At 73.6% G+C, this 25895-nt stretch carries 18 protein-coding genes and 1 tRNA gene; 3 read left to right on the top strand and 16 right to left on the bottom strand.

Annotation, left to right across the window (positions count from 1 at the left end; translation table 11 throughout):
- The first annotated feature begins 75 nt into the window (after positions 1–75).
- Both ACIQ8B_RS05215 and ACIQ8B_RS05210 read left to right on the top strand, forming a co-directional pair.
- Entirely contained in the window at positions 76–837 is a 762-nt protein-coding gene (locus ACIQ8B_RS05215; protein WP_403545386.1) for a Clp protease N-terminal domain-containing protein, read from the top strand.
- A 65-nt stretch (positions 838–902) separates the two neighbouring features.
- Positions 903–2594 (top strand): bifunctional 3'-5' exonuclease/DNA polymerase, encoded by a 1692-nt coding sequence (locus ACIQ8B_RS05210; protein ID WP_403545384.1) that lies wholly within the window; start codon positions 903–905, stop codon positions 2592–2594.
- Here ACIQ8B_RS05210 and ACIQ8B_RS05205 read toward each other — a convergent pair.
- The 13 genes from ACIQ8B_RS05205 to bldG all read right to left on the bottom strand — a co-directional run bounded on the left by ACIQ8B_RS05205 (position 2576) and on the right by bldG (position 22230).
- A complete protein-coding gene (locus ACIQ8B_RS05205; RefSeq protein WP_403545382.1) occupies positions 2576–4459 on the bottom strand; it encodes a BTAD domain-containing putative transcriptional regulator in 1884 nt (627 codons plus the stop codon). The genes ACIQ8B_RS05210 and ACIQ8B_RS05205 overlap by 19 nt on opposite strands.
- 310 nt (positions 4460–4769) lie before the next feature.
- A complete protein-coding gene (locus ACIQ8B_RS05200; RefSeq protein WP_403545380.1) occupies positions 4770–5600 on the bottom strand; it encodes an RNA methyltransferase in 831 nt (276 codons plus the stop codon).
- Positions 5601–5753: 153 nt separating this feature from the next.
- Positions 5754–5827: transfer RNA gene (locus tag ACIQ8B_RS05195), tRNA-Thr, on the bottom strand.
- Positions 5828–5946: 119 nt separating this feature from the next.
- Positions 5947–7533, bottom strand: a complete 1587-nt coding sequence (locus ACIQ8B_RS05190) for an alpha/beta hydrolase (protein ID WP_403545378.1) — start codon at positions 7531–7533, stop codon at positions 5947–5949.
- 91 nt (positions 7534–7624) lie between these two features.
- Positions 7625–8830, bottom strand: coding sequence for a DNA polymerase III subunit delta' (locus ACIQ8B_RS05185; protein ID WP_290005371.1), 1206 nt, complete (start codon positions 8828–8830; stop codon positions 7625–7627).
- Positions 8831–8968: 138 nt separating this feature from the next.
- Positions 8969–12136 (bottom strand): dTMP kinase, encoded by a 3168-nt coding sequence (tmk, locus tag ACIQ8B_RS05180; RefSeq protein WP_403545375.1) that lies wholly within the window; start codon positions 12134–12136, stop codon positions 8969–8971.
- A gap of 134 nt (positions 12137–12270) precedes the next feature.
- A complete protein-coding gene (gene topA / locus ACIQ8B_RS05175; RefSeq protein ID WP_403545373.1) occupies positions 12271–15135 on the bottom strand; it encodes a type I DNA topoisomerase in 2865 nt (954 codons plus the stop codon).
- A gap of 245 nt (positions 15136–15380) precedes the next feature.
- Positions 15381–15578 (bottom strand): hypothetical protein, encoded by a 198-nt coding sequence (locus ACIQ8B_RS05170; protein WP_290005365.1) that lies wholly within the window; start codon positions 15576–15578, stop codon positions 15381–15383.
- Between the two features lie 539 nt (positions 15579–16117).
- Positions 16118–17647, bottom strand: coding sequence for a methyltransferase (locus ACIQ8B_RS05165; RefSeq protein WP_403545370.1), 1530 nt, complete (start codon positions 17645–17647; stop codon positions 16118–16120).
- A gap of 190 nt (positions 17648–17837) precedes the next feature.
- Positions 17838–18428: a small secreted protein gene (locus ACIQ8B_RS05160; protein WP_365419114.1), complete on the bottom strand. Its 591-nt coding sequence runs from the start codon at positions 18426–18428 to the stop codon at positions 17838–17840.
- Between the two features lie 182 nt (positions 18429–18610).
- Positions 18611–21019, bottom strand: coding sequence for a sodium-translocating pyrophosphatase (locus ACIQ8B_RS05155; protein WP_403545368.1), 2409 nt, complete (start codon positions 21017–21019; stop codon positions 18611–18613).
- A gap of 321 nt (positions 21020–21340) precedes the next feature.
- On the bottom strand, positions 21341–21778 hold the full coding sequence (locus ACIQ8B_RS05150; RefSeq protein ID WP_290005359.1) for an ATP-binding protein: 438 nt from the start codon (positions 21776–21778) through the stop codon (positions 21341–21343).
- 110 nt (positions 21779–21888) lie between these two features.
- Positions 21889–22230, bottom strand: coding sequence for an anti-sigma factor antagonist BldG (bldG, locus tag ACIQ8B_RS05145; RefSeq protein WP_006132569.1), 342 nt, complete (start codon positions 22228–22230; stop codon positions 21889–21891).
- Between the two features lie 79 nt (positions 22231–22309).
- Here bldG and ACIQ8B_RS05140 point away from each other — a divergent pair, with 79 nt between their 5' ends.
- Entirely contained in the window at positions 22310–24904 is a 2595-nt protein-coding gene (locus ACIQ8B_RS05140) for a DEAD/DEAH box helicase (protein WP_403545365.1), read from the top strand.
- Here ACIQ8B_RS05140 and ACIQ8B_RS05135 read toward each other — a convergent pair.
- From ACIQ8B_RS05135 to ACIQ8B_RS05125, 3 genes are read right to left on the bottom strand one after another with little or no spacing between them, the layout of a single operon-like run.
- Entirely contained in the window at positions 24840–25220 is a 381-nt protein-coding gene (locus ACIQ8B_RS05135) for an Rv3654c family TadE-like protein (protein WP_403545363.1), read from the bottom strand. The two genes, ACIQ8B_RS05140 and ACIQ8B_RS05135, sit on opposite strands and share 65 nt — an antisense overlap.
- Positions 25217–25597 carry a TadE family type IV pilus minor pilin gene (locus tag ACIQ8B_RS05130; RefSeq protein ID WP_290005348.1) on the bottom strand — a complete coding sequence of 127 codons (381 nt, stop codon included), beginning with the start codon at positions 25595–25597 and terminating at the stop codon, positions 25217–25219. The genes ACIQ8B_RS05135 and ACIQ8B_RS05130 overlap by 4 nt, the downstream gene beginning before the upstream one ends.
- Complete coding sequence (locus ACIQ8B_RS05125) at positions 25584–25793, bottom strand: DUF4244 domain-containing protein (RefSeq protein ID WP_290005347.1); 210 nt, start codon at positions 25791–25793, stop codon at positions 25584–25586. The genes ACIQ8B_RS05130 and ACIQ8B_RS05125 overlap by 14 nt, the downstream gene beginning before the upstream one ends.
- Between the last annotated feature and the right edge of the window lie 102 nt (positions 25794–25895).

Genomic DNA, 25895 nt, shown 5'->3' with positions numbered 1-25895 from the left:
GCCACGCCGCGGCCCGTCACCCACAAGTGTCAACCACGGGTTGACACCCCCACGCCGTCAACTTACGGTTGACACATGACGACGAACCCCGCCATCAAGTCATCCGTCCGTCTCGACGACCTCATCGCGGCCATCAAGAAGGTCCACGACGAACCGCTCGAACAGCTCCAGGACGCGGTGCTCGCCGGCGAGCACCTCGGCGATGTCGCCGACCACCTGATCGGCCACTTCGTCGACCAGGCCCGGCGCTCCGGCGCCTCCTGGACGGACATCGGCAAGAGCATGGGCGTCACCCGGCAGGCCGCCCAGAAGCGCTTCGTCCCCCAGGGGGGCAACGACCTCGACCCGAACCAGGGCTTCAACCGCTTCACGCCCCGTGCCCGCAACACGGTCATGGCCGCGCACAACGAGGCGCAGGCCGCCCGCAGCGCCGAGGGCGTTCCCGAGCACCTGGTCCTCGGCCTGCTGGCCGAACCGCAGGGCCTGGCCGTCATGGCGGTCACCGAGCAGGGCGTCACCGTGGACGCGGTCCGCGAGGCCGCGCGCGCGGCGCTCCCGCCCGCCGCCGAGGACGCCCCGGAGATGGTGCCGTACGGCTCGGCGGCCAAGAAGGTCCTGGAACTGACCTTCCGCGAGGCGCTGCGTCTCGGCCACAACTACATCGGCACCGAGCACATCCTGCTCGCCCTCCTCGAGCACGAGAACGGCACGGGCGTGCTCAGCGGCCTCGGCGTCACCAAGGCCGCCACCGAGCGGTACGTGACCGACATGCTCGCGCGGTACGTCGAGACGAACACGGAGGACGAGCCGGCGCAGGAGGGACCGCGAGAGGGCTGATCCGCAACCCCGGCCCGGCCCCTCTCGCCAGGCCGTTGTCGGACCCCCCTGGGACACTCGCGTGCATGACCGGCCGGTGGGCGCTCGCTCCGGCCGAGGACGGTGGCGTGGACGTCGCCCCCCTCGGCCCGGACGGGCTGCCCTCCGGCCCGGTGCGGCGCGAGGCGGACCTCGCCGAGGCCGTACGGAGCCGTCCGGGCGTCACCCGGTGGGTGTGGCGGTCCACCGCCGAGGTCTACCCGCGTCTGCTCGCCACGGGGGTGCGGGTGGAGCGTGCGTACGACGTCGAGGCCGCCGAGACCCTGCTCCTCGGCCACGAAGGGCGGTACGGGGAGCCGCGTTCGGCCGCGGCCGCGCTGGCCCGGCTGCGCGGCGGTCCCGTGCCGCCCGACCCGCCGCAGCGGCACGCGCAACCGGGCGCGCAGTCCTCGCTGTTCGACCCGCAGGCGGCGCCGCTGCCGCTGGCCGACCTGCTCGCGGTCTACGCCGGGCAGCAGCGGCGCACCGACGCCACCGCGCACCCCGACCGGATGCGGCTGCTGACCGCCGCCGAGTCGGCGGGCATGCTGATCGCCGCCGAGATGAACCGCACGGGGCTGCCCTGGCGGGCGGACGTGCACCGCGCGGTGCTGCACGACCTGCTCGGCGAGCGCTACGCGGGCGGCGGCGAGCCGCGCCGGCTGGCCGAACTGGCGGAGGAGGTGTCCGCCGCCCTCGGCCGCCGGGTGCGGCCCGACCTGCCGGCCGACGTGATCAAGGCGTTCGCGCAGGCGGGCGTCAAGGTGACCTCGACCCGCCGCTGGGAGCTGCGGTCGGTCGACCACCCGGCGGTGAAGCCGCTCCTGGAGTACAAGAAGCTGTACCGGATCTGGGTGGCCCACGGCTGGTCCTGGCTGCAGGACTGGGTGCGCGACGGCCGCTTCCGGCCGGAGTTCCTCGCGGGCGGCACGGTGACCGGCCGCTGGGTCACCCACGGCGGGGGCGCGCTGCAGATCCCCAAGGTGATCCGCCGCGCGGCGGTCGCCGACCCCGGCTGGCGGCTCGTCGTCGCCGACGCCGACCAGATGGAACCGCGCGTCCTGGCGGCGATCTCCCGCGACCCCGGACTGATGGAGGTGGCCGGCCGGGAGAGCGACCTCTACCAGGCGGTGTCCGAGCGCGCCTTCTCCGGCGACCGCGACCGCGCCAAGATCGCCGTCCTCGGCGCGGTGTACGGGCAGACCTCCGGGGACGGCCTGAGGAACCTCGCCGCGCTGCGCCGCCGCTTCCCCAGGGCCGTGGCGTACGTCGACGAGGCGGCCCGCGCGGGCGAGGAGGGCCGGCTGGTCCGCACCTGGCTGGGCCGCACCTGCCCGCCGGCCGTCCGTCCGGCGGACGAGGCGGCCGAGGAGGCGGGCATCCCGGTCGCCCAGGACGAGCCGGACCCCGAGACCCGCCCGTGGGTCCCCGGCCACGCCTCGGCCGACGCCCGCGCCCGCGGCCGCTTCGCCCGCAACTTCGTGGTGCAGGGCAGCGCGGCCGACTGGGCGCTGCTGCTGCTCGCCGGACTGCGCCAGGCCCTGGCCGGCATGGCGGCGGAGCTGGTCTTCTTCCAGCACGACGAGGTGATCGTGCACTGCCCCGAGGAGGAGGCGGAGGCGGTGACGGCGGCGGTCCGGCGGGCCGCCGAGCGGGCGGGGCGGATCGCGTTCGGGGAGACGCCGGTGCGGTTCCCGTTCACCACGGCGGTGGTGGAGTGCTACGCCGACGCGAAGTGACACCCCGGCGGCGGGAGCGCGCGGGGCTCCGCCGCCCGCTCCCGGGCGAGATCCCGGACCAGGTCGTACGGCTCGAAGCGCCCGTACGCGGTCTCCTCCAGCAGGGCCGCGTCGGCCAGCCGCTCCAGCGCCGCCTCGGCCCGCGCCTCGCCGACACCGGTGAGCCGGGCCAGCGACGGGGCGTCGCAGGAGGGCAGGTCGAGGGCGCCGATGTGCCGCAGGGCGAGCGCGGCGTCCTGGTCGGCCCGGCGCCCGGAGGCGGTGAGCGCGTCGAAGGCGGCGCCCAGTGAGCGGCGGACGCTGAGGTCGTCGTAGTCGAGGAGGTCCAGCCTGCTGTCCGCGGCGGCGAGCCGGGCGGCGAGCGCGTCGGGGGTGAGGGCGCGGCGGGCGGCGAGCCGGGCCGCGACCACCCGCAGCGCCAGCGGGAGCCGCCCGCTGAGCGCGACCAGCGGATGCCGGGCGGAGATCCCGTCCCGCCCGGACGCGGCCCGCAGCAGCGCGGCGCTCTCCTCGTCGCCCAACGGCCCGAGCGGGACGCGTGCGGCGCCGTCGAGGGCGGTGAGGGGCGACCGGCTGGTGACGATCACGGCGCACCCGGGACCGGCGGGCAGCAACGGCCGTACCTGCGCGGCGCTCGCGGCGTCGTCCAGCACGAGGAGGGTGCGGGTGGGCGCGAGCAGGGACCGCAGCAACGCGGAGGCGGCGTCGGGGTGTTCGGGGATGTCGCGGGAGGGGACGCCGAGGTCGCGGAGGAGCGCGGTGAGGGCCTGCCCGGCGGTGAGGGGGACCGAACCGGCTCCCGTGCCGCGCAGACCGAGGTACAGCTGCCCCCCGCTGAAACGTTCCGCCAGACCGTGCGCGACGTGCAGCGCGAGGGCGCTCTTGCCGACGCCGGCGGTCCCGCTGATGACGACGGCGCCGGGCACGCCCGCACCGGAGACCACCCGGGCGACGTCCTCCCGCACGCGGTCCCTCCCCACGAAAGGGGCGGGCGCGGGCGGAAGCTGAGCGGGCCGCACCCGCCCGGAGGCGTCCCCCGGCCCCCCGCCCGTCCGCACCCCGCTCCCGCGCAGCACCTCCACATGGGCCTCGCGCACGGACTGCCCCGGCTCGACGCCGAGTTCGTCGGCGAGCCGGGCCCGCAGGTCGCGGTGGACGACGAGGGCCTCCGCCTGGCGGCCGGTGCGGTGCAGGGCGAGCATGAGCTGGCGGTGGTAGACCTCACGCAGCGGGTGCTCGGCGGCCAGGGCGGCGAGCTCGGGCACGAGATCGTCGAGGCGGTCGCCGCCCAGCGCGAGTTCGGCGTCGTACCGCCACTCCAGGAGGAGCAGCCGCGCCTCTTCGAGCCGGCGGACGAGGGCGTACCCGCCCACCTCGGGGGCCGGCCCGCCCAGCGGACTCCCCCGCCACAGCCCGAGCGCGGCCCCGCACGCCCGGCGCACCCGCTCCCAGTCGCCCTCGGCGCGGGCGGCACGGGCGGCGGCGACCTGGCTGTCGAAGACCTGGACGTCCAGTTCACCCTCGTCGACGCGGAGGACGTACCCCGTGGGCACGGTGAGGAGCCGGCCGGGGTCGTCGAGGAGGCGGCGCAGACGGGCGACGTGGTTGTGCAGCGAGGGCAGGGCGGAGACGGGCGGGGCACCGCCCCACAGGGCCTCCTTCAACGCCTCGACGGAGACGACCCGCCCGGCGTCGAGCAGCAGCACGGCGAGGAGAGTGCGCAGCTTGGGGCTGGTCACCGTGCGCACGGGGGCGTCGCCCGGCCGGCCGGACGGCTCACCGGGGCCCGGCTCACCGCCGTCCGGCCGGCCGCCGTAGAGGACCGGCGGCCCCAGCAGTCCGAAGCGCAGCCCGCGCCGTGTCACGCCGCACCCCTGCCTTCCGGGTGACCGAACGGGATTCCATTGGCCTTATGTTAGCCATCCGTTGGCAAGGTTTGATGTGATCACTACATCGGATCCGGCCAGGGGGTGCGCGCGCGTCGCGCAACTCGGGGGAGTGTCGCCGCCGTGCCCGATCCGCCCCACGAGGACCCCCGGTCGCCAGAGGTGAACGACCGGGGCCTCGGTCTTTTCGGTCCACGCACCCGGTCACCGGGACACGCCGTCACCCGCCCGTGCCTGGCGGCCCGCGAGGGAGCAGTCAGCGGCGAGGCCCGGACGTGACCTCGGCAGGTCACGCTGTGCGCTGCTTCGCCAGACGCTGGCGGCGGGCCTCGTAGAGAACGACGGAGGCCGCGTTCGACGCGTTCAGGGAGCTGGCCGAACCCGTCATCGGAATGCTGATCACCTGGTCGCAGAGCTCTCGCCAGGCCGCGCTGAGGCCCGCGGTCTCGTTACCGATGAGCAGCAGGACCGGCTGGGTCAGATCGAACTCCGAGACATCGGCGTCACCGTCCTCGTCCGTGCCCACGACGACGACCGGCCGCCCCTGGGCGCGCTCCTTCTCCAGCCACTCCATGACCTCGTGGTGCGACCGGCTCCGCACCACGGGCAGGGAGAAGAGGGAACCCGTGGAGGCGCGCACCGACTTGGGGTCGTACGGGTCCGCCGCGTGTCCCGTCACGACGAGTCCGTGCGCGCCGAAGGCGTCCGCCGATCGCACGATGCTGCCGATGTTGCCGGGCTGCGTCGGCCGGTCGAAGACCAGACCGAGGAAGTCGTCGCGCACCTCGATCCGGGACAGGCTGTCCGGCGCCATCGCGACCACGGCCAGGACCTCCGCGGTCCCGTCGGCCTTCTCGCTCAGCTCGGCGAGCAGTTCCGGCGCCATCGCGACGCGCTCGGCGCCGACACCGCGCAGGAGGTCCTCGGCCCACCGGGAGAGCGGACGGCCGGCGTCGTGGAGCAGGGACCGAACGGTCCAGCCGTGCTCCACGGCCATCGTGATCGGCCGTACGCCCTGAACGAGGAACTCCTTCGCACGCCCTCGTTTGGTGCGGTTGTCGAGCAGCGTCCGCAGCTGCTGGAAACGGGCGTTGCGGGTCGTGATCCGCTGCACTGCCACCCGTCCTCCAAGCCGAAGATGATCGTCGCGCTCCCAGCCGTCCGGGCGGGACACGGCACCGGGCACCCAGCAGGCTACAGGGGCCGGACCGCAGCCACTTCCCCGTACCACGAAAAGGACCAGGTCAGACGATTCTGACCTGGTCCTGGAAAGAGCCGCCTTCGGGATTCGAACCCGAGACCTACGCATTACGAGTGCGTTGCTCTGGCCATCTGAGCTAAGGCGGCGTGCCCTGCGCACCATGGTGCGATCAGCGACGTCGGTAAGTCTACACAGTTTCCGAGGGTGCTCCGTACCGCCCCCGGAGGCGGGGCGGGACCGTCGCCTCCGGGGGTGGCCGTACCGCCTACGAGCAGCGCTTTCCGTCCGCCGGAGGGGTGCCGTCGATCAGGTACGCGTTGATCGCGGAGTCGATGCAGGAACTGCCGCGGCCGTACGCGGTGTGGCCGTCGCCGTCGTAGGTGAGGAGGCGGGCCGAGGAGAGCTGGCCGGCCAGGGCCTGCGCCCAGCGGTACGGGGTCGCCGGGTCCCGGGTCGTGCCGACGACCACGATCGGCGCCGCGCCCTTCGCCTCGATGCGCTGCGCCTCACCCGTGGCCCGCACCGGCCAGTAGGCGCAGTTCAGCGCGGCCCAGGCGAGGCCCTCGCCGAAGACCGGGGACGCCTTCTCGAAGTCGGGGAGCGCCTTGCGGACCTGCTCCGGGCTCTCGAAGGCGGGCGGCAGGTCGAGGCAGTTCACGGCCGCGTTGGCGGACATCAGGTTGCTGTACGCGCCGCCCGCGTCCCGCTCGTAGTAGCTGTCGGACAGGACGAGCAGCCCCGCTCCGTCCTTCTCCTCCATCGCCGCCGTCAGCGCCTCGCGCAGCCGCTGCCAGGCCGCCTCGTCGTACATCGCGGCGATCACGCCCATCGTCGCCAGCGACTCGGTCAGTTCGCGGCCGTCGGCGTCGCCGGCGGGCAGCGGGCGGGCGTCGAGCCCGTCGAAGAACGCCTTCAGGTTGTCGCCGACCTGCTCCGGCGACGTGCCCTTCCCGCCCAGCGGGCAGTCGCTCCGCCGCACGCAGTCCTTCGCGAACGCCGTGAACGCCGTGGCGAAGCCCTCCGTCTGCTCCAGGTTGAGCCGGCGCGCGCTCAGCGACGGGTCCATCGCGCCGTCCAGCACCAGCCGCCCGGCCCGCTCCGGGAACAGCCCCGCGTACGTCGCGCCCAGCAGGGTGCCGTACGAGGCGCCCACGTACGTCAGCTTCTCGTCGCCCAGCACCGCGCGCACGATGTCCATGTCCCGGGCCGCCTCGACGGTCGACACATGGCGCAGCAGCTCCGGCGCGTCCGCCCCGCAGCCCTCGGCGAACGTCCGGTACGCCGCGACCAGCGCCTCGGTCTCCTTCTCGTCGTCCGGCGTGGTGTCCGTGCGGGTGTACGCGTCCATCTCGCGCCCGTCCAGGCACTCGACGGGCTCGCTGCGGGCCACGCCGCGCGGGTCGACGGCCACCATGTCGTAGCGGGCGCGCACCTCGGCCGGGTAGCCGATGCCCGCGTACATCTGGAGGTAGCCGACCGCCGAACCGCCCGGCCCGCCGGGGTTGACCAGCAGGGAGCCCAGCCGCTCGCCGGGGCCGGTGGCCTTCTTGCGGGCGACGGCGAGGCGGACGTCCCCCGCGGACGGTTCGGCGTAGTCGAGCGGCGCCCTGACCGTGGCGCACTGGAACTCGGGGACGCCGCAGTCGCGCCACGCCGGTTCCTGTTCGTAGTACGGAGCGAGGGCCGCGGGCGTCGAGCCGGGCAGCGGGGCGAGGGCGGCGGCCGCTCCCGCCACCGGCGAGGTGGCCCTGCTCGTCGAGCTCCCGGAGGAACAGCCCGCCAGCGACAGCGCGGCCGCCGTGAACAGGGCGGCTGCGGTACGGGTCCTGCGTGGGGTGCGCCTTGTGTGCATGCTGCGAGCGTAACGGTGAGCGACCGGATGAACGCTCTGCGCGCACGCCGTGCCCCGGACGAGTGACGGCCGCCCCGTCGGCGCGCCCCGCTCAGCCCGCCCTGAGCGCCATCGTCATCGCCTCCACCGCCAGCAGGGGCGCCACGTTGCGGTCCAGGGCCTCGCCGCAGGCCGCGATCGCCTCGATCCGGCGCAGCGTGGACTCGGGGGTGCTGCCGCGGGCCAGGCGCTCCAGCGCGTCCTCGGCGTCCGTGTTGGCGAGGGCGATGCGGGAGCCCAGCTGCAGGGCGAGGACGTCGCGGTAGAAGCTGGTGAGGTCGGCCAGGGCGACGTCGAGGCTGTCGCGCTGGGTGCGGGTCCTGCGCCGCTTCTGCATGTCCTCCAGGTCCTTGACCGCGCCCGCCGTGCCGCGCGGGAGGCGGCCGCCCTGGACCGCGCCGAGCGCCGCCTTCAGGTCCTCGGTCTCCTTGCCGTCCCGCTCCTCGGCGAGCTGCTTGGCGTCCTCGGCGGCCGCGTCGACGAGCTCCTGAGCGGCCCTCAGCGCGCCGCCGACCTCCTCGACGCGCAACGGCAGCTTCAGCACGGCGGCGCGGCGGGCGCGGGCGGCCGGGTCGGTGGCCAGGCGGCGTGCCCGGTCGACGTGGCCCTGGGTGGCGCGGGCGACGGCGGCGGCGACGTCCGGTTCGATGCCCTCGCGCCGGATCAGCATGTCGGCGACGGCGTCCACCGACGGCGTGCTGAGGTTGAGGTGGCGGCAGCGGGAGCGGATCGTCGGCAGGACGTCCTCGATGGAGGGGGCGCACAGCAGCCAGACCGTGCGGGGCGCCGGCTCCTCGACGGCCTTGAGGACGGCGTTGGCGGACTTCTCGTTGAGCCGCTCGGCGTCCTCGACGAGGATCACCTGCCAGCGGCCGTTCGCCGGGGCGGTGAACGACTTGCGGACGGTGTCGCGCATGTCCTTGACCAGGATCTCCGCGCCGACGGCGGCCACCGTCGAGACATCGGCGTGGGTGCCGACGAGCGCGGTGTGGCAGCCGTCGCAGAAGCCGCAGCCGGGGGCGCCGCCGAGGGCCCGGTCGGGGCTGACGCACTGGAGCGCGGCGGCGAAGGCGCGCGCCGCCTGGTTGCGGCCCGCGCCGGGCGGGCCCGTGAACAGCCACGCGTGCGTCATGCGGGACGCCTCGGGCGGGGGCGCGTCGCTCGCCGCGGCGGTGACGGACGCGTCGGCGTCCCGGGCGGCGGCGGCGAGCTGTTCGCTCACCCGCTCCTGCCCGACGAGGTCGTCCCACACGGTCATGGGTCAGCCCGCCCTTCCGTCACCGTCGTGCCTTGCCGGATCCATTGTGCGGGTCCGCACCGACACCCCGGTCCCGGCCGTCCGGCGCGAGCCGTGCCGGGTGCGCCCGAAGCCCGCCCGGCACGCGGCACCGGCCCCTCAGCGCCGACGCCGCCGCCCGCCGTCGCCGCGGCCCTCGTCGCCGCCGTGGTCGTCCTCGTGCGGGCCGAGCAGTTCGTCGGCCAGCGACGGCAGGTCGTCCAGCGGGGTCTCCTCCGCCCAGTCGGGACGCTCCCGGCGGCGCGGGGCGCTCCCGGCGTCGACCTGCGGCAGCTCACGCGTACGGTCCTCAGGGCCCTCCGCGCCGCCCGCGGGACCGGGCTCCCCCGCGCGCACCGGGGGCAGCACCGCCGTCTCGTCGGCGGCGCCCAGCGTGACCCGGGGCAGGACCGCCGTCTCGTCCGCCGCGCCGGGCGCCTGCGGCCTGGGCAGCTCGGTCGTCACCTCGGCGTCGGCCGGGGCCGGGCGGTCCGCGTCGCGTGCGCCGTCCTCGTCCCGCACCCGTGGCAGGACGGCCGTCTCGTCCACCGGTCCGCCCGTCGCGTTCGTCGGCGTCACCACCGGCGTCGGCACGGTCAGCGCCTCGTCGGCGTCCCGGACCGCGGCGGGCCGGGCCGGGGCGTCGGACGGCGTCACCGTGTTCCGCGGTCCCGCCTCCGCCGCGGCCGCCGCGCGCTCGGCGAGCTGACGGGCCTGCTCCGCGCGCAGCAGGGCCTCCTCGGCCTTGCGCTGCTTCTCCAGGCGCTGCGCCTCGGCCTCGGCACGCAGCCGCGCCTCCTCCTCCGCCTGCTTGCGGCGGCGCTCCTCCTCGGCACGGCGGCGCGCCTCCTCCTCGGCGCGCGCCTTCTCCTCGGCGAGCAGCCGCTGACGCTCCTCCTCGGCGCGGCGGCGCGCTTCCTCGGCCCTCTGCCGGGCCTCCTCCGCCTGCCGCTCGGCCTCGCGCCGCTGCGCCTCCTCCAGCTCGCGCCGCTTGCGCTCCTCCTCCTCGGCGCGCAGCCGGGCGAGCAGTTCCTGGCGCTCCCGCTCCAGGCGCTCCTCCTCGGCCTTGCGGGCCGCCTCCTCCTCCGCCTTGCGGCGGGCCTCCTCCTCGGCCTTGCGGCGCGCCTCCTCGCGCGCGGCGATCTCGGCCTCGGACAGCGGCAGGACGCGGTCGAGCCGGTGCCGGATGACCGTGGTGACGGCCTCCGGCTCCTGGCCGGCGTCGACCACCAGGTAGCGGCCGGGGTCGGCGGCGGCCAGGGTGAGGAAACCGGAGCGCACGCGCGCGTGGAACTCCGCGGGCTCCGACTCCAGCCGGTCCGGCGCCTCGGTGAACCGTTCCCGCGCGGTCTCGGGCTCCACGTCGAGCAGCACCGTCAGGTTCGGTACGAGTCCGGCGGTGGCCCAGCGGTTGATGCGGGCGATCTCGGTCGGCGACAGGTCCCGCCCGGCGCCCTGGTAGGCGACGGAGGAGTCGATGTAGCGGTCGCTGATGACCACCGCGCCGCGTTCCAGCGCCGGGCGCACCACGGTGTCCACGTGCTCCGCGCGGTCCGCCGCGTACAGCAGGGCCTCGGCGCGGTGCGAGAGGCCGGCGCTGGAGACGTCCAGCAGGATCGAGCGCAGCCGCTTGCCGACCGGGGTCGCCCCGGGCTCGCGGGTGAGGACGACCTCGTGGCCCTTGGAGCGGATCCAGTCGGCGAGGGCCTCGGCCTGGGTGGACTTCCCGGCGCCGTCGCCGCCCTCCAGGGCGATGAAGAAGCCGGAGCCCGCGGGCGCGGGGCCGGGGTCGTCGCCGCCGAGGAGGGCGTCCCGCAGGTCCTGCCGCAGCGGCACCCCGGAGCGGTCGTCGGCCTTGGCCAGCACCAGCGCGGCGACCGGCAGCAGCAGGGCGCCGACGAGCATGAGCGTGTAGGCGGCGCCGCCGTGCGCGAAGACGAACCTGCCGTTCTCCAGGCGGTGCGGGCCGATCGCCGACGCCAGCACGGGGGCGACGACCGCGCCGAGCCCCACGTACACCCGGACGACCGCGTGCAGGTGCTCGGTGGTCCGGGCCCGGCGCTGCTCCTCGGTCTCCTGGTCGAGCAGGGTGTGGGCGATGTTGGCGGCCGTGCCCGCGCCGGCGCCGGCCAGCGCCAGGATCAGCAGCACGCTGGTGACGTCCGGGACGAGTCCCGCGGCGAGCAGCGCGGCACCCGTGAAGGCGAGGGCGAGGGCGAGCATCCGGCGCCGGGACAGCGACGGCAGCAGGGCGGGCGCCGTGCGGATGCCGACGATCACGCCGCCGGTGAGCGCGCCCGCCATCAGGCCGAACAGCACGGGTCCGCCGCCCAGGTCCTTGGCGTGCAGCACCGACACGGCGACGGCGGCCGCCACCGCGCCGGCCACGGACGCGCCGGAGATCACCAGCAGCGGCAGCGCGCCCGTACGGCCCTTGTCGGGTCCGGCGGCGCCCCGCGGGGGGCGCAGGCCCTCCAGCGGCGAGCGCGGGCGGGGCGTGCGGGTGCCGGGCAGCTCGAGGAAGGCGACGACGGACAGCGACGCGGCGAACAGTCCGGCCGCGACGTACGAGGCGAGGGCCGCCTGGTGCTCCGCGAACCACTCGATGCCCGTGCCCAGCAGGTTGTTGCACAGGGCGGCGACGACGAGCGTGAGGGCGGCGAGCGGTATCGCCACGAAGCCGGTGCGCAGCGACAGGAGGCGCAGGGCGTCGAGGTGGTCGGGCAGCGGCCGGATGCTGGCCCCCTCGGGCGGCGGCCCGGGCAGCAGGGCGGGCGCGGCGCCTTCACGGGACACTGTCCAGAAACGCTCGGCGACTCCCGCCACGAACGCGGTCACGAGGAGGATCGCCAGGGCGTTCTCGGGTGTCCAGTCGATCCACAGCGGCGCGACGATCAGCAGCGCGGCGCGCAGTCCGTCCGCGCCGACCATGGTCCAGCGGCGGTCCAGCGGCCCGTCCTGCGAGGTGAGCGACGTGAGCGGACCGAGGAGCACGGCGCCGAACAGCAGTGTCGCCAGGATGCGCACGCCGAGAACGGTCGCCACTGCGAACGCCGCTCCGCGGTACCCGCCGCCGAACACCTGTTCGGCGACCGACGCCTGGAGGACGAGGAGCACCAGCACGAGGAGGGCGAGGACGTCACCGACCCCGCCCACCAGCTGTGCGCTCCACAGCCGTTTCACCTGCGGTCGGCGCAGCAGGGCGCGGACGGCACGCTCGCGGGAGTCCGCGACAAGGGCGTCGTCGGGGGCCGGTTGAGGGGCCGTGGGCTGCTCGGCTCGCGTCATGCGTTCAGCCTATCGGCCCGCGGCGGCGCCCCGGGGCCGACGCGCCTGGCATGCACACGCCCCGGCACGGAACCGTACCGGGGCGTTCGCATTCCGAACGCCGGGCGGGGAAGCCCGGCGTCACCGGACGGTGATCAGTCCTCCGGGCCGTTCGCCGCGGCCGTCTTCCCGGCGGCGGTCTTCTTCGCCGTCGTCTTCTTGGCGGCCGTGGTCTTCTTCGCCGCGGTCGTCTTCTTCGCCGCCGTCTTCTTCGCCGGGGCCTTCTTGGCCGCCGTCTTCTTGGCGGTCTTCTTCGCCGTCTTCTTGGCGGGACCCTTGGCGCGCTTCTCGGCCAGCAGCTCGAACCCGCGCTCCGGCGTGATCGTCTCCACGCTGTCGCCCGAGCGCAGCGTCGCGTTGGTCTCGCCGTCGGTGACGTACGGGCCGAAGCGGCCGTCCTTCACCACGACCGGCTTCTCGCTGACCGGGTCGGTGCCCAGCTCCTTCAGCGGCGGCTTGGCCGCGGCCCGGCCACGCTGCTTGGGCTGGGCGTAGATCGCCTGCGCCTCCTCCAGCGTGATGGTGAAGAGCTGGCCCTCCGACTGCAGCGACCGCGAGTCCGTGCCCTTCTTCAGGTACGGACCGTAGCGGCCGTTCTGCGCGGTGATCTCCTGACCGTCGGTGTCCACCCCGACCACACGCGGCAGCGACATCAGCCTCAGCGCGTCCTCGAGCGTCACCGTGTCCAGGGACATCGACTTGAAGAGCGAGGCGGTGCGCGGCTTGACCGCGTTCTTGCCGGTCTTCGGGGTGCCCTCGGGCAGGATCTCCGTGACGTAGGGGCCGTAGCGGCCGTCCTTGGCGACGATCGTGTGCCCGGTCGCCGGGTCGGTGCCCAGCTCGAAGTCGCCGCTCGGCCTGGCGAGCAGCTCCTCGGCCAGCTCGACGGTCAGCTCGTCGGGCGCCAGGTCGGCCGGGATGTCGGCGCGCTGGTGCTGCTCGGTGTCCTTCTCGCCGCGCTCGATGTACGGGCCGTAGCGCCCCACCCGCAGCACGATGCCGTTGCCCACCGGGAACGACGACACCTCGCGCGCGTCGATGGCGCCCAGGTCGGTCACCAGCTCCTTGAGGCCGCCGAGGTGGTCCCCGTCGCCGTTGCCCGCGTCGGCCGCGCCGCCGTTGCCCGCGCCCTCGCCGAAGTAGAACCGCTTCAGCCACGGCACGGCACGGGCCTCGCCGCGCGCGATGCGGTCGAGGTCGTCCTCCATCTTCGCGGTGAAGTCGTAGTCGACCAGCCGGCCGAAGTGCTTCTCCAGCAGGTTGACCACGGCGAAGGAGAGGAACGACGGCACCAGGGCCGTGCCCTTCTTGAACACGTAGCCGCGGTCGAGGATCGTGCCGATGATCGACGCGTACGTCGACGGGCGGCCGATCTCCCGCTCCTCCAGCTCCTTGACCAGCGACGCCTCGGTGTAGCGGGCCGGGGGCTTGGTGGCGTGCCCGTCGACCGAGATCTCCTCGGCGCTCAGCGCGTCGCCCTCGGCGACCTGCGGCAGCCGGCGCTCGCGGTCGTCCAGCTCGGCGTTCGGGTCGTCGGCGCCCTCGACGTAGGCCTTGAGGAAGCCGTGGAAGGTGATGGTCTTGCCGGACGCGCTGAACTCGACGTCCCGGCCGTCGGCGGCCGTGCCGCCGATCTTCACGGTGACGGAGTTGCCGGTCGCGTCCTTCATCTGCGAAGCGACGGTCCGCTTCCAGATCAGCTCGTACAGCCTGAACTGGTCGCCGGACAGCCCGGTCTCGGCGGGCGTGCGGAAACGGTCCCCCGAGGGACGGATCGCCTCGTGCGCCTCCTGCGCGTTCTTCACCTTGCCCGCGTAGGTGCGCGGCTGCGGCGGCAGGTAGTCGGCTCCGTACAGCTGCGTGACCTGGGCGCGGGCGGCGGCGACCGCCGTCTCGCTCAGGGTCGTCGAGTCCGTACGCATGTACGTGATGTAGCCGTTCTCGTACAGCTTCTGCGCGACCTGCATCGTGGCCTTCGCGCCGAAGCCGAGCTTGCGGCTCGCCTCCTGCTGCAGCGTCGTCGTACGGAACGGCGCGTACGGCGAGCGGCGGTACGGCTTGGACTCGACCGAGCGGACCGCGAACCGCGTGTCCTCCAGGGCGGCGGCGAGCGCGCGGGCGGCCGCCTCGTCGAGGTGGAGGGTGTTCGCGCTCTTCAGCTGTCCCAGCGAGTCGAAGTCGCGGCCCTGCGCGACCCGGCGTCCGTCGACCGTCTGCAGCCGCGCGACCAGCGTCGACGGGTCGCTCGGGTCACCGGCGCGGCCGGATGGGGGTCCCCCCGCCGGAGCGAAGCCGGAGGCGGGGGAGAAGGTGCCGGTGAGGTCCCAGTACTCGGCGGTGCGGAACGCCATGCGCTCCCGTTCCCGCTCCACCACGAGCCGGGTGGCGACGGACTGCACGCGGCCCGCCGACAGACGCGGCATGACCTTCTTCCACAGGACCGGCGAGACCTCGTAGCCGTAGAGGCGGTCGAGGATGCGGCGGGTCTCCTGGGCGTCGACCAGCTTCTGGTTGAGCTCGCGCGGGTTGGCCACGGCCTCCCGGATCGCGTCCTTGGTGATCTCGTGGAACACCATGCGCTTGACCGGGATCTTCGGCTTGAGCACTTCCTGGAGGTGCCACGCGATGGCCTCGCCCTCGCGGTCCTCATCGGTGGCGAGGAAGAGCTCGTCGGACTCCTTCAGCAGGTCCTTGAGCTTCTTGACCTGCGCCTTCTTGTCCGCGTTGACCACATAGATCGGCTGGAAGTCATGGTCGACGTCCACACCGAGACGGCGCACCTCGCCGGTGTACTTCTCCGGTACCTCGGCAGCGCCGTTGGGAAGGTCGCGAATGTGCCCGACGCTCGCCTCGACGATGTAACCGGGGCCGAGATAGCCCTTGATCGTCTTCGCCTTGGCAGGCGACTCGACGATGACGAGTCGGCGGCCGCCGTTCGCGGTCTCGCTGGTCGGGGACAACTTCGCTCTTCTCTCCGTCGACGCTCGGGCCTCCCCAGGCGCTTCTCCCCGGGGTCGGGTCATGGTGACGCTGCGGAGTGTGACGGTACATCCCGCCCCCGTGTCAAACGGGAAAAGCCCGCAACGGCCACTCGAACGGTAACCCGACTACCGCCGTTCCTGCTGCCCGGAGTGTCCAGACTCGGCCCGTACTCATGCGGAGCGCGACCCTTCGGTCGCCGGGGGTGTCCGGATCGCGAGGCGGCTCAGAGGCGGGTGAAGCACCAGGCGCCCAGGGCCAGGGAGACCGTCGCGACGGTCCCGGCGACCGTCGTGGACGCGACGCGGTTCACACCGAGGGCGACCGGCCGGCGCTGCCGCGCGCGGGTCACGGTCCAGACCAGCAAACCGGCACCGAACAGGCAGAACACCGTCCCCGCGAAGATCGCCGGCCCGCTTTCCATCGTCGCCCGCGCCCCCTCTCGTCCGTCCGTACGCCGACCTCGGAGGACGTTGCCACGCCCGTGCGGCGCACCGGCGAACCGGAAGTGAACGACGGGGCTCGGAAGGCCGGCGAAGAGGCCGGAAGCGGGCCCGCGCGGTCCACCGCCGGAAATTTCCGGTCGAGGGGGACGGCCCGGAGCCGGGCCCGACACGGGCGTGAAAGATGCGACGGAAGACACAGGGGCGCACGTGCGCGGTCACCGTGCCCCGTGTGACCGGAGGGGCTGGGCGGTCACCGTGCCCCGTGTGACCGGAAAGCCTGGGCGGTCACCATGCCCGTGTGACCGGAAAGCCTGAGTGGTCACCCATGCTCGTGTGACCGGAAAGTCTGAGCGGTCACCGTGCGCCGTGTGACGGGAGAGGCTGGGCGGTCACCGTGCCCCGTGTGACCGGAAAGCCTGAGTGGTCACCCATGCTCGTGTGACCGGAAAGTCTGAGCGGTCACCGTGCCCCGTGTGACGGGAGGGGCGCGCGGGGTCCTCGGCCCCGCGCGGGCCGCTCAGTCCACCGGGTTCAGGAAGCCCTGCTCCACCAGCAGCCGGATCTGGGCCGGCGTGCGGTCGCGCAGCAGGACGGGATCCTCGCCCAGGAGCTGGGCGATGGCGTCCAGGATCCGGCCCGCGGTCATCGTGCCGTCGCAGACCCCGGCGAACCCGGCGCCGATCGTGTCCACCCTGGTCGCCCGGCGCATCCCCCGGTTCTGCCGCAGCACGACGTGTTCCGGGTCCTCGGCGCCGGGCAGCCCGACCTGCTCCTGCACCACCTCGGGCGCCAGCTCGAACCGCGCCTCCAGCAGCGCCGCGTCGTCGTGCGTCCGCAGGTGGTCCAGCCGTTCGAAGTACGCCCGGACCGTGTCGCCGAGCGGCTGCTCCACCGGGTGCGGCCACTCCTCCACCGTGACCGACGGCACGGCGGCGTCCGACCGGCGCAGGGTGATCCACCCGAAGCCGACCGCCCTCACCTTGCGCGCCTCGAACTCGTCCAGCCACGCGTCGTAGCGCGCCCGGTACTCCGCCTCGTCCCCGCGGTGGTCGCCCGCGTCCCGCAGCCACAGCTCGGCGTACTGCGTCACGTCCTGCACCTCGCGCTGCACGATCCACGCGTCGCAGCCGCGCGGCACCCAGGAACGGAGCCGGTCCTGCCAGTCCTCGCCCTCCACGTGCTGCCAGTTGGCGAGGAACTGCGCGAACCCGCCCTCGTTCAGCCGCTCCCCCGCCCGCTGGACGAGCGTGCGGCACAGGTCGTCCCCGCCCATCCCGCCGTCGCGGTAGGTGAGCCGCGCCCCGGGCGAGATCACGAACGGCGGGTTGGACACGATCAGGTCGTACGTCTCGTCGTCCCGCAGCGGGGTGAACAGCGACCCCTCGCGCAGATCGGCGGCCGGGGCCCCGGAGAGCGCCAGGGTGAGCGCGGTGATGTGCAGGGCGCGCGGGTTCACGTCGGTGGCCGTCACGCGCGTGGCGTGCCGGGCGGCGTGCAGCGCCTGGATGCCGGACCCCGTGCCCACGTCGAGCGCCGATCCCACGGGCGTACGGACGGTGATGCCGGCCAGTGTCGTGGACGCGCCGCCGACCCCGAGCACCACCCCCGCGCCCCGGCTGCCGATGCCCCCGGCGCCGCCGACCGCGCACCCGAGGTCCGACACGACGAACCAGTCCTCGCCGTCGGCCCCGCCGTACGGCCGGACGTCCACGGTCGCCGCGAGCGTGTCGCCGCCGGCGCTCCGGAGCCACCCGCTCTCCAGGCACACGTCGACGGGCAGGACGCCCTCCAGGCCCGCGCGGGGCACGGGCTGCTGGAGCAGGAACAGCCGGACGAGCAGTTCCAGCGGGGTGTTCCCGCGGGTGGCGCGGAGCGCGGGCACGGTCTCGCTGCGGGCCAGCGCCGCGTAGGCGGGGGCGCCGAGCAGGTCGAGCAGGCCGTCGGCGGTGAAGGAGGCGCCGAGCAGCGCCTCCCGCAGCCGGGCGGCGGCGTCGGTGCGGTCGGACGAGGGCAGGGGCGGCAGGCTGGCGTCACTCACGCCCCCCATTGTGGCCGCCGCCCCCACCCGGCGCGCATCCGCGGCCGCTGAGCCGACGTCAGCCCGGTGACCGGCGCGCCGGGAGCCGCCGTCCGCCCGGCTGCCCGGCCTGCCGCGAGCCACCAGCCGCCCGGCTGCCGGCTGCCCGGCACGTCACGAACCGCCGTCAGCTCGGCTGCCCGCGCGCCGCGACCCGGCGTCAGCTCTTGGTCGCCCCGGCCGACGCGGTGGTGGTCTGGCAGCTGGCCTGCCGGGACATGGCCTCGCCGACCTTGCCCTCCTCCAGCGTGCTGAGGGCGTCGCTGCCGCTCTTGCTCAGCTTGTCCAGCTCGGCCGCGATGTCCTTCAGACCGTCGGCGAAGTCCGCCTGGTCCTTGGTGTTGAGGCCGTCGACCTGCTTCCTCAGGGAGGCGTAGGACGCGGAGATGCTGTTGAGCTCCTTCACGGCGTCCTGCTGCTTCTGCTCGCCGTTCTCGACGTCGGGCGCGCCGGCCTTGTTCACCGCCGCGCCGATGGCCTTGTAGGCGTCGGACATGTCCTGGAAGGCCTTCGAGTCGGCCCGCTGGACGGCCTCGGGCGTGCTGTTGTCCGAGGTCTCCTTCTGGATGGCGGTGTTGGCCGCCTTGATCTTGGCGGCCTGCGGCTGCACCGCGTCGCAGACCTCCTTCGCCCAGGCGTCCAGCTTCTCGTCGCTGTCGTCGCCGCCGCATCCCGTCAGCGCCAGTACCAGTACCGCACCGCCGGACAGCGCGGCCGCGAGCTTCTTGTTCACCGGATTGGTCCCTTCCATGGCCTTCGGCCCCGGAACATACACGCCGGATGGCCTACACCCACGGGCCGAACGTCCGGTAAGAGACTTTTTGCAGCCATTTGCACCAGACGAGACAAGGGTCACGGGCCGGAAACCGCGCGGGCGGGCGGCGCGTCAATCCGCGCCGCCCGCTCGCACCTTGACCCGGTGTCCGGCGTGCGTTACCGGGAAACCACCGCCGGGTCCGGCGAGTTGGGCCTCGGCTCCGCGTCGCCCTCGTCGTCCACGGCGATCCCGCGCCGCTTGGACACGTACACCGCGGCGACGATGACCAGCGCCGAGACGGCCGCGATCAGCACCCTCATCCCCACGCTCCTGTCCGCGCCGTAGGAGAACTCGATGACCGCGGGCGCGATGAGCAGCGCCACCAGGTTCATCACCTTCAGCAGGGGGTTGATCGCGGGTCCCGCGGTGTCCTTGAAGGGGTCGCCGACCGTGTCGCCGATGACGGTGGCCGCGTGGGCCTCGCTGCCCTTGCCGCCGTGGTTGCCGTCCTCGACGAGCTTCTTCGCGTTGTCCCACGCGCCGCCGGAGTTGGCGAGGAACACCGCCATCAGCGTGCCCGCGCCGATCGCGCCGGCGAGGAAGGCGCCCAGCGCGCCCACACCGAGCGTGAACCCGATGAAGATGGGCGCCATCACGGCGAGCAGTCCGGGTGTGGCGAGCTCCCGCAGGGCGTCCCTGGTGCAGATGTCGACGACCTTGCCGTACTCGGGCTTCTCGCTGTAGTCCATGATCCCGGGCTTCTCGCGGAACTGCCGCCGCACCTCGTAGACCACCGAGCCCGCCGACCGCGACACGGCGTTGATCGCCAGCCCCGAGAAGAGGAAGACGACCGCCGCGCCGGCGATCAGGCCGACGAGGTTGTTGGGCTGCGAGATGTCCATCAGCAGGGTCAGGGGCGCGCCCTCGCCGCTGAGCCGTTCGCCCACGTCCCGCGCGCCGGTGGTGATGGCGTCCCGGTACGAGCCGAACAGCGCCGCCGCCGCGAGCACGGCCGTGGCGATGGCGATGCCCTTGGTGATGGCCTTGGTGGTGTTGCCGACCGCGTCCAGGTCGGTGAGCACCTGCGCGCCCGCGCCCTCGACGTCACCGGACATCTCGGCGATGCCCTGCGCGTTGTCGGAGACCGGGCCGAAGGTGTCCATCGCGACGATCACACCGACCGTGGTGAGCAGACCGGTGCCGGCCAGGGCCACCGCGAACAGCGCCAGCATGATCGACGTGCCGCCGAGCAGGAACGCCCCGTACACGCCGAGGCCGATCAGCAGGGCGGTGTAGACGGCCGACTCGAGCCCCACGGAGATACCGGCGAGGACCACGGTGGCCGGGCCGGTCAGCGAGGTCTTCCCGATGTCCCGCACGGGGCGCCGGGTGGTCTCGGTGAAGTAGCCGGTGAGCTGCTGGATCAGCGCGGCGAGCACGATGCCGATGGCCACCGCGACCAGCGCGAGGACCCGCGGGTCGCCGCCCTTCCCCAGGATCGCCTCGTCGGTCACCCCGTCGAGGCCGGCGTACGACGACGGCAGGTAGACGAACACCGCGATCGCGACCAGGACGAGCGAGATCACCGCGGAGATGAAGAACCCGCGGTTGATCGCGCTCATGCCGCTGCGGTCGGCGCGCCTCGGCGCCACCGCGAAGATGCCGATCATCGCGGTGATCACACCGATCGCGGGGACCAGCAGCGGAAGCGCCAGCCCCGCGTCGCCGAAGGCCGCCGACCCGAGGATCAGCGCGGCCACCAGCGTCACCGCGTACGACTCGAAGAGGTCGGCCGCCATGCCCGCGCAGTCGCCGACGTTGTCGCCCACGTTGTCGGCGATGGTCGCGGCATTGCGCGGATCGTCCTCCGGAATGCCCTGCTCGACCTTGCCGACCAGGTCGGCGCCGACGTCGGCGGCCTTGGTGAAGATGCCACCGCCGACCCGCATGAACATCGCGATCAGCGCGGCCCCGAGACCGAAGCCCTCGAGCACCTTCGGCGCGTCGGCCGCGTACACCAGCACGACACAGGCGGCGCCGAGCAGGCCCAGCCCCACCGTGAACATGCCGACCACACCGCCCGTACGGAAAGCGATCTTCATCGCCTTGTGTGAAACGGCGGTGAGATCCTTTTCCGGCTCGCCCTCGGCCGGAGTGGCTTCCCGGGCCGCGGCTGCGACCCGGACATTGCTGCGCACGGCGAGCCACATGCCGATATATCCGGTGGCCGCCGAGAACGCCGCTCCGATCAAGAAGAACACCGACCTACCGGCACGCTGATTCCAGTCGTCCGCGGGCAGCAGCATGAGCAGGAAGAACACCACGACGGCGAATACACCGAGCGTGCGCAGCTGGCGGGCCAGATAGGCGTTGGCGCCCTCCTGGACCGCGGCCGCGATCTTCTTCATGCTGTCGGTGCCCTCGCCGGCCGCGAGTACCTGGCGCACCAGGACCGCCGCGACTGCCAGCGCCGCCAGGGCCACGATGCCGATGGTCACCACGAGCACGCGGTTCTCGTCGGTCAGCACGGCGGCTGCGAGGGATGTGGGTTGGCCCGACTCGTATGAGATGGAAAGCCCCGCCATTCGTCCTCCTTGACGCTTGGGCTGAGCTCAAGATGTGGACGGGATTGTAGGTACCGGAACCTGATCAAAACAGACCGCGAGAAATGTAAATGGCGCGCACGCCCTCTTCACCATTGATCTCCGGTGACCGGTCGGCCGGACATCGGTAATGCCTTTGAGGCATTCTCGTGATCGCATTTTTCTGGACACGGGGGATCGTGAACGAATTCACGCGATCAACCGCTGGGAACCACTGTAAGCGCGCTCTCCGGAACCCGCACACGCCGAAGGGCCCCCATGCAGGGGGCCCTTCGGAAAACGGTCGGCGTACGGGTGAACCGGTCAGGTGAACTGCGCGGCCGGCGGCGTGGTGGGCCACCTCATGCGGATTGATCCGCCGCTCTCCCCGGCACTGACCTCGACGTCGTCGACGAGGCCGCTGATGACCGCGAGGCCCATCTCGTCCTCCTCGGTCTCCAGCTCCGCGTCGCCGAGCACGTCCCCGGCCGCGCGGGCGCTGACGGGAGCGTGCGGGGCCTCGTCGCCGACCTCGATGGAGAACTGCTTCTCCTCCTCGATCAGCAGCACCTTCACCGGCGCCGAGATGCCGACGTGCTGGTGCAGCCCGACGGCCCGGGTGCAGGCCTCGCCGACGGCGAGCCTGACCTCGTCGAGGACGGCCTCGTCCACTCCGGCCCTGCGCGCCACCGCCGCCGCCACGAGCCGGGCGGTCCGGACGTGCTCGGGCAGCGCGCTGAAGCGGAGTTCGACGGTGGCCATGCATCCCCCTCGCGACTACGGACGTGCGGTGAAGAGGCCGGGCCGCCGAACGCCCGGCCCCCTTCGGTGTCTCTCGTGCTGCCCGGGCGCGAGAGCCCGGGAGCGGGCGGTCAGTCGGTCGCCGCCACCGCTTCCTCGACCGAGGTGTGGATCGGGAACACCTTGGTGAGGCCGGTGATGCGGAAGATCTTCAGAATGCGCTCCTGGTTGCAGACCAGGCGCAGCGAGCCCTCGTGGGCTCGTACCCGCTTCAGGCCGCCGACCAGCACGCCGAGACCGGTGGAGTCGAGGAAGTCCACGCCTTCCATGTCGACGACAAGGTGGAAACTGCCGTCGTTCACCAGCTCGACCAGCTGCTCGCGCAGCTTGGGCGCGGTATATACGTCGATTTCGCCACCGACCCTGACGATCGTGCGATCGCCCACGGTCTCGGTCGACAGGGACAGGTCCACGGATCCTCCAGCACCTAGCTATCGAGCGGTCGCCCTTGGGACATCTCGGCTCAGCCCCCGGGACGGTTCGCCAGCCGCCATGGCATTCAATCACTTACCGGCAGGCGTGCACGACGCCTTGGCCCCATTGTCCGTCACGCCAGTGACACACTCGGTGCCGATGGCCAAGAATCACCGATCCGATCGACCCTCGACGGACACGCGATCCGGGACCGCCGCGCCGGGCGACGTCCTGGACCGGCTCGCGTCCGGACCGAGCCGGGCTTCGCGCATTACTCATACGGAGCACTTGCCCCCGCGTGCGGGCCGCCATGCCGTCTGGCCGGACCGGATCCGCGCGGAGGTGATCGCCGCCGTGCAGGCCGCGGGAATCGAACACCCCTGGGCCCACCAGGCACGGGCCGCCGAGCACGCCCTGGACGGCGAGTCCGTGGTGGTCGCCACCGGCACGGCCTCCGGCAAGTCCCTGTCCTACCTCGTGCCCGTGCTGTCCACCCTGCTGGACGGCGCCGAGGCCCCGAACGGCAGGGGCGCCACCGCCCTCTACCTCGCCCCCACGAAGGCCCTCGCCGCGGACCAGTGCCGGTCTGTGAAGGAACTTTCACAGTCACTGGGCCATTCGGTGCGCGCGGCGGTCCACGACGGCGACACTCCGTTCGAAGAACGCGAATGGATCCGCCAGTACGCCAACTACGTGCTGACCAACCCCGACATGCTGCACCGCGGCATCCTGCCGTCCCATCCCCGCTGGTCCTCCTTCCTCAAGGCGCTCAAGTACGTCGTGATCGACGAGTGCCACACCTACCGGGGCGTGTTCGGCTCGCACGTCGCCCAGGTGGTGCGCCGGCTGCGGCGGCTGTGCGCCCGCTACGGCGCGTCGCCGGTGTTCCTGCTGGCCTCGGCGACCGCGGCCGAGCCGGCTGTCGCGGCACGCCGCCTCACCGGCCTGCCGGTCGTCGAGGTGGCGGACGACGCCTCGCCCCGCGGTGAACTGGTGTTCGCCCTGTGGGAGCCGCCGCTGACCGAGCTGCACGGCGAGAAGGGCGCCCCCGTCCGCCGCACCGCCACCGCCGAGGCCGCCGACCTGCTGACCGACCTCACCGTGCAGGGCGTCCGCTCGGTCGCCTTCGTCCGCTCCCGGCGCGGCGCCGAACTGATCTCCGTGATCGCCCAGGAGCGTCTCTCCGAGGTCGACCGCTCCCTGGTCCGGCGGGTCGCCGCCTACCGGGGCGGCTACCTCCCCGAGGAGCGCCGCGCCCTCGAACGCGCCCTGCACTCCGGCGAACTCCTGGGCCTCGCCGCCACCAACGCCCTGGAACTCGGCATGGACGTCTCCGGCCTGGACGCCGTCGTCATCGCCGGCTACCCGGGCACCCGCGCCTCCCTGTGGCAGCAGGCAGGCCGCGCGGGACGCTCCGGGCAGGGCGCGCTCGCCGTGCTGGTGGCCCGCGACGACCCGCTGGACACCTTCCTCGTCCACCACCCCGAGGCACTCTTCGACCGGCCCGTCGAGTCGACCGTCCTCGACCCCGACAACCCTTACGTCCTCGCCCCGCACCTGTGCGCGGCGGCCGAGGAACTGCCCCTCACGGAGGACGACCTCGCCCTCTTCGGCCCCGCCGCCGAGGAGCTGCTGCCGCAGCTGGAGGCCGCGAAGCTGCTGCGCCGCCGGACCCGGGCCTGGCACTGGACCCGCCGCGAACGGGCCGCCGACCTCACCGACATCCGCGGGGAGGGCGGCCGCCCGGTCCAGGTCGTCGAGGCGGGGACGGGCCGGCTGCTGGGCACGGTCGACGCGGGCGCGGCGCACACCAGCGTCCACGAGGGCGCGGTCTACCTGCACCAGGGCCGCACCTACGTCGTCCGCTCCCTGGACCTGGAGGACTCCGTCGCCCTGGTCGAGCGGGCGAACCCCTCCTACACGACCGTGGCCCGGGACACGACGTCCATCTCCGTGCTGGAGACGGACACCGAGATCCCCTGGGGTGACGGACGCCTGTGCTTCGGCTCCGTCGAGGTCACCAACCAGGTGGTCTCCTTCCTGCGGCGGCGGGTCATCACCGGCGAAGTGCTCGGCGAGACAAAACTCGACCTCCCTCCTCGTACGCTGCGCACCCGTGCCGTGTGGTGGACGGTCACCGAGGACCAGCTGGACCGGGCCCGGATCGACCCGGAGATCCTCGGCGGCGCCCTGCACGCCGCCGAGCACGCGTCGATCGGCATGCTGCCGCTGTTCGCGACCTGCGACCGCTGGGACATCGGCGGCGTCTCGATCCCGCTGCACCCCGACACCCTGCTGCCCACGGTCTTCGTCTACGACGGCCACCCGGGCGGCGCGGGCTTCGCCGAACGCGCCTTCCGCACCGCCCGCTCCTGGCTCACGGCCACCCGCCAGGCCATCGCCTCCTGCGAGTGCGAGGCCGGCTGCCCCTCCTGCATCCAGTCCCCCAAGTGCGGCAACGGCAACGACCCCTTGCACAAGCGGGGCGCCGTGCGACTCCTGGACGTGCTGCTGGAGGGGGCGCCCATGGAGAAGGCGGAGGGGGCGGAGGAAGCGGAGACCTCCGAGGGAGCCTGCGACCGGGAGGACGCGGGGGACGCCCTCAAGGTCACCGGGACGAGCGGGGAACCGGCGGAGGCCGCACCGGATGCGCAGGCCCCGCCCGCGCCCTGACCTCCGCGGTGAACGGCCCCGTGCCGGACGCCACCGACACGTCCGACACCTCGCCGGTCATCACGCACCGCACCAGCCGCGCGCCCTGGGCCCGGGCCACCCGGTCCGCCCGCGCGCACGCCTGCGCCGCGCCCCGCGTCCAGTGGTCCGCGGCGGCGAGCGCCGCCAGGTCCGCGCCTCCCGCCGCCCGGTGCCGGACCACCACGGCGTGCCCGAGAGCCAGCACGACCCCGAACACCACGCACAGCACGGCGACCGCACCGACGCTCCAGACGGACGCGGACCCCCGGTCCGGGCATGCGGGGGCGTCCTTCACGTCCCCCTCCCCACGCCCGCGGCCGCCACCGTCCCCTCCACCGCCGCGACGGCCTCCTCCCGCAGCTCGAAGGGCAGCCCTCGCAGCATCGGCGCCCTCGCCACGACGGTCACCCGGACCTGCTCGGCGTCCCGGCCGACCGTGACCCGCGCACCGGCCGGCGCGGCCTCCCGGGCCACCTCGACCACCGCGTCCGGGGGATCCTGGCGGGCCGCCGCCCGGGCGCCCGCCCGTGCCGCGTCCACGCACTGGATCTGTGCGGCCACCACCATCAGCGCCCAGACCAGCGCCGTCACGAACAGCACCAGCACGGGCAGCACCAGGGCCGACTCCGCCGTCACGAACCCACGGTCGCGCCACCTGTCACATCCGGCCATCGAGGGCCTGCTGCACGACGTTCCGCAGGGCCGTGCTGACCGGGGCGCTGTTGACCACCCGGTAGAGCACCACGGCGAACGCCACCGCCGCCACGATGCCCATCGCGTACTCCGAGGTCACCATCCCGGCGTCCCTCCCCGTCCCGCGCACCCTCGCCGTCAGGGCACGCAGCCGCGCCCGTACCACCCGATACATCCGAACCTCCATACGTGCCATGTCCTTGCCGTCCTCCGTCTCCGTGATCCGTCTTCGTCGTCCGGCTCGGTCATCCGTCACCCGCGCCGGTCCCGCCGGTGT

The sequence above is a fragment of the Streptomyces sp. NPDC096105 genome, assembly GCF_044763335.1.
Classification (GTDB): Bacteria; Actinomycetota; Actinomycetes; order Streptomycetales; family Streptomycetaceae; genus Streptomyces.
Note: the sequence above shows the minus strand (reverse complement) of the source record. Positions and strands in the feature narration are given on the sequence as shown.

Bases quoted from the DNA above. Each gene is read 5' to 3' on its own strand.
- ACIQ8B_RS05215 (WP_403545386.1), top strand. From the start codon at position 76: ATGACGACGAACCCCGCCATCAAGTCATCCGTCCGTCTCGACGACCTC.
- ACIQ8B_RS05210 (WP_403545384.1), top strand. From the start codon at position 903: ATGACCGGCCGGTGGGCGCTCGCTCCGGCCGAGGACGGTGGCGTGGAC.
- ACIQ8B_RS05190 (WP_403545378.1), bottom strand. From the start codon at position 7,533: ATGCACACAAGGCGCACCCCACGCAGGACCCGTACCGCAGCCGCCCTG.
- ACIQ8B_RS05185 (WP_290005371.1), bottom strand. From the start codon at position 8,830: ATGACCGTGTGGGACGACCTCGTCGGGCAGGAGCGGGTGAGCGAACAG.
- tmk (WP_403545375.1), bottom strand. From the start codon at position 12,136: ATGACGCGAGCCGAGCAGCCCACGGCCCCTCAACCGGCCCCCGACGAC.
- ACIQ8B_RS05170 (WP_290005365.1), bottom strand. From the start codon at position 15,578: ATGGAAAGCGGGCCGGCGATCTTCGCGGGGACGGTGTTCTGCCTGTTC.
- ACIQ8B_RS05165 (WP_403545370.1), bottom strand. From the start codon at position 17,647: ATGGGGGGCGTGAGTGACGCCAGCCTGCCGCCCCTGCCCTCGTCCGAC.
- ACIQ8B_RS05160 (WP_365419114.1), bottom strand. From the start codon at position 18,428: ATGGAAGGGACCAATCCGGTGAACAAGAAGCTCGCGGCCGCGCTGTCC.
- ACIQ8B_RS05155 (WP_403545368.1), bottom strand. From the start codon at position 21,019: ATGGCGGGGCTTTCCATCTCATACGAGTCGGGCCAACCCACATCCCTC.
- ACIQ8B_RS05150 (WP_290005359.1), bottom strand. From the start codon at position 21,778: ATGGCCACCGTCGAACTCCGCTTCAGCGCGCTGCCCGAGCACGTCCGG.
- ACIQ8B_RS05140 (WP_403545365.1), top strand. From the start codon at position 22,310: ATGGCATTCAATCACTTACCGGCAGGCGTGCACGACGCCTTGGCCCCA.
- ACIQ8B_RS05130 (WP_290005348.1), bottom strand. From the start codon at position 25,597: ATGGCCGGATGTGACAGGTGGCGCGACCGTGGGTTCGTGACGGCGGAG.
- ACIQ8B_RS05125 (WP_290005347.1), bottom strand. From the start codon at position 25,793: ATGTATCGGGTGGTACGGGCGCGGCTGCGTGCCCTGACGGCGAGGGTG.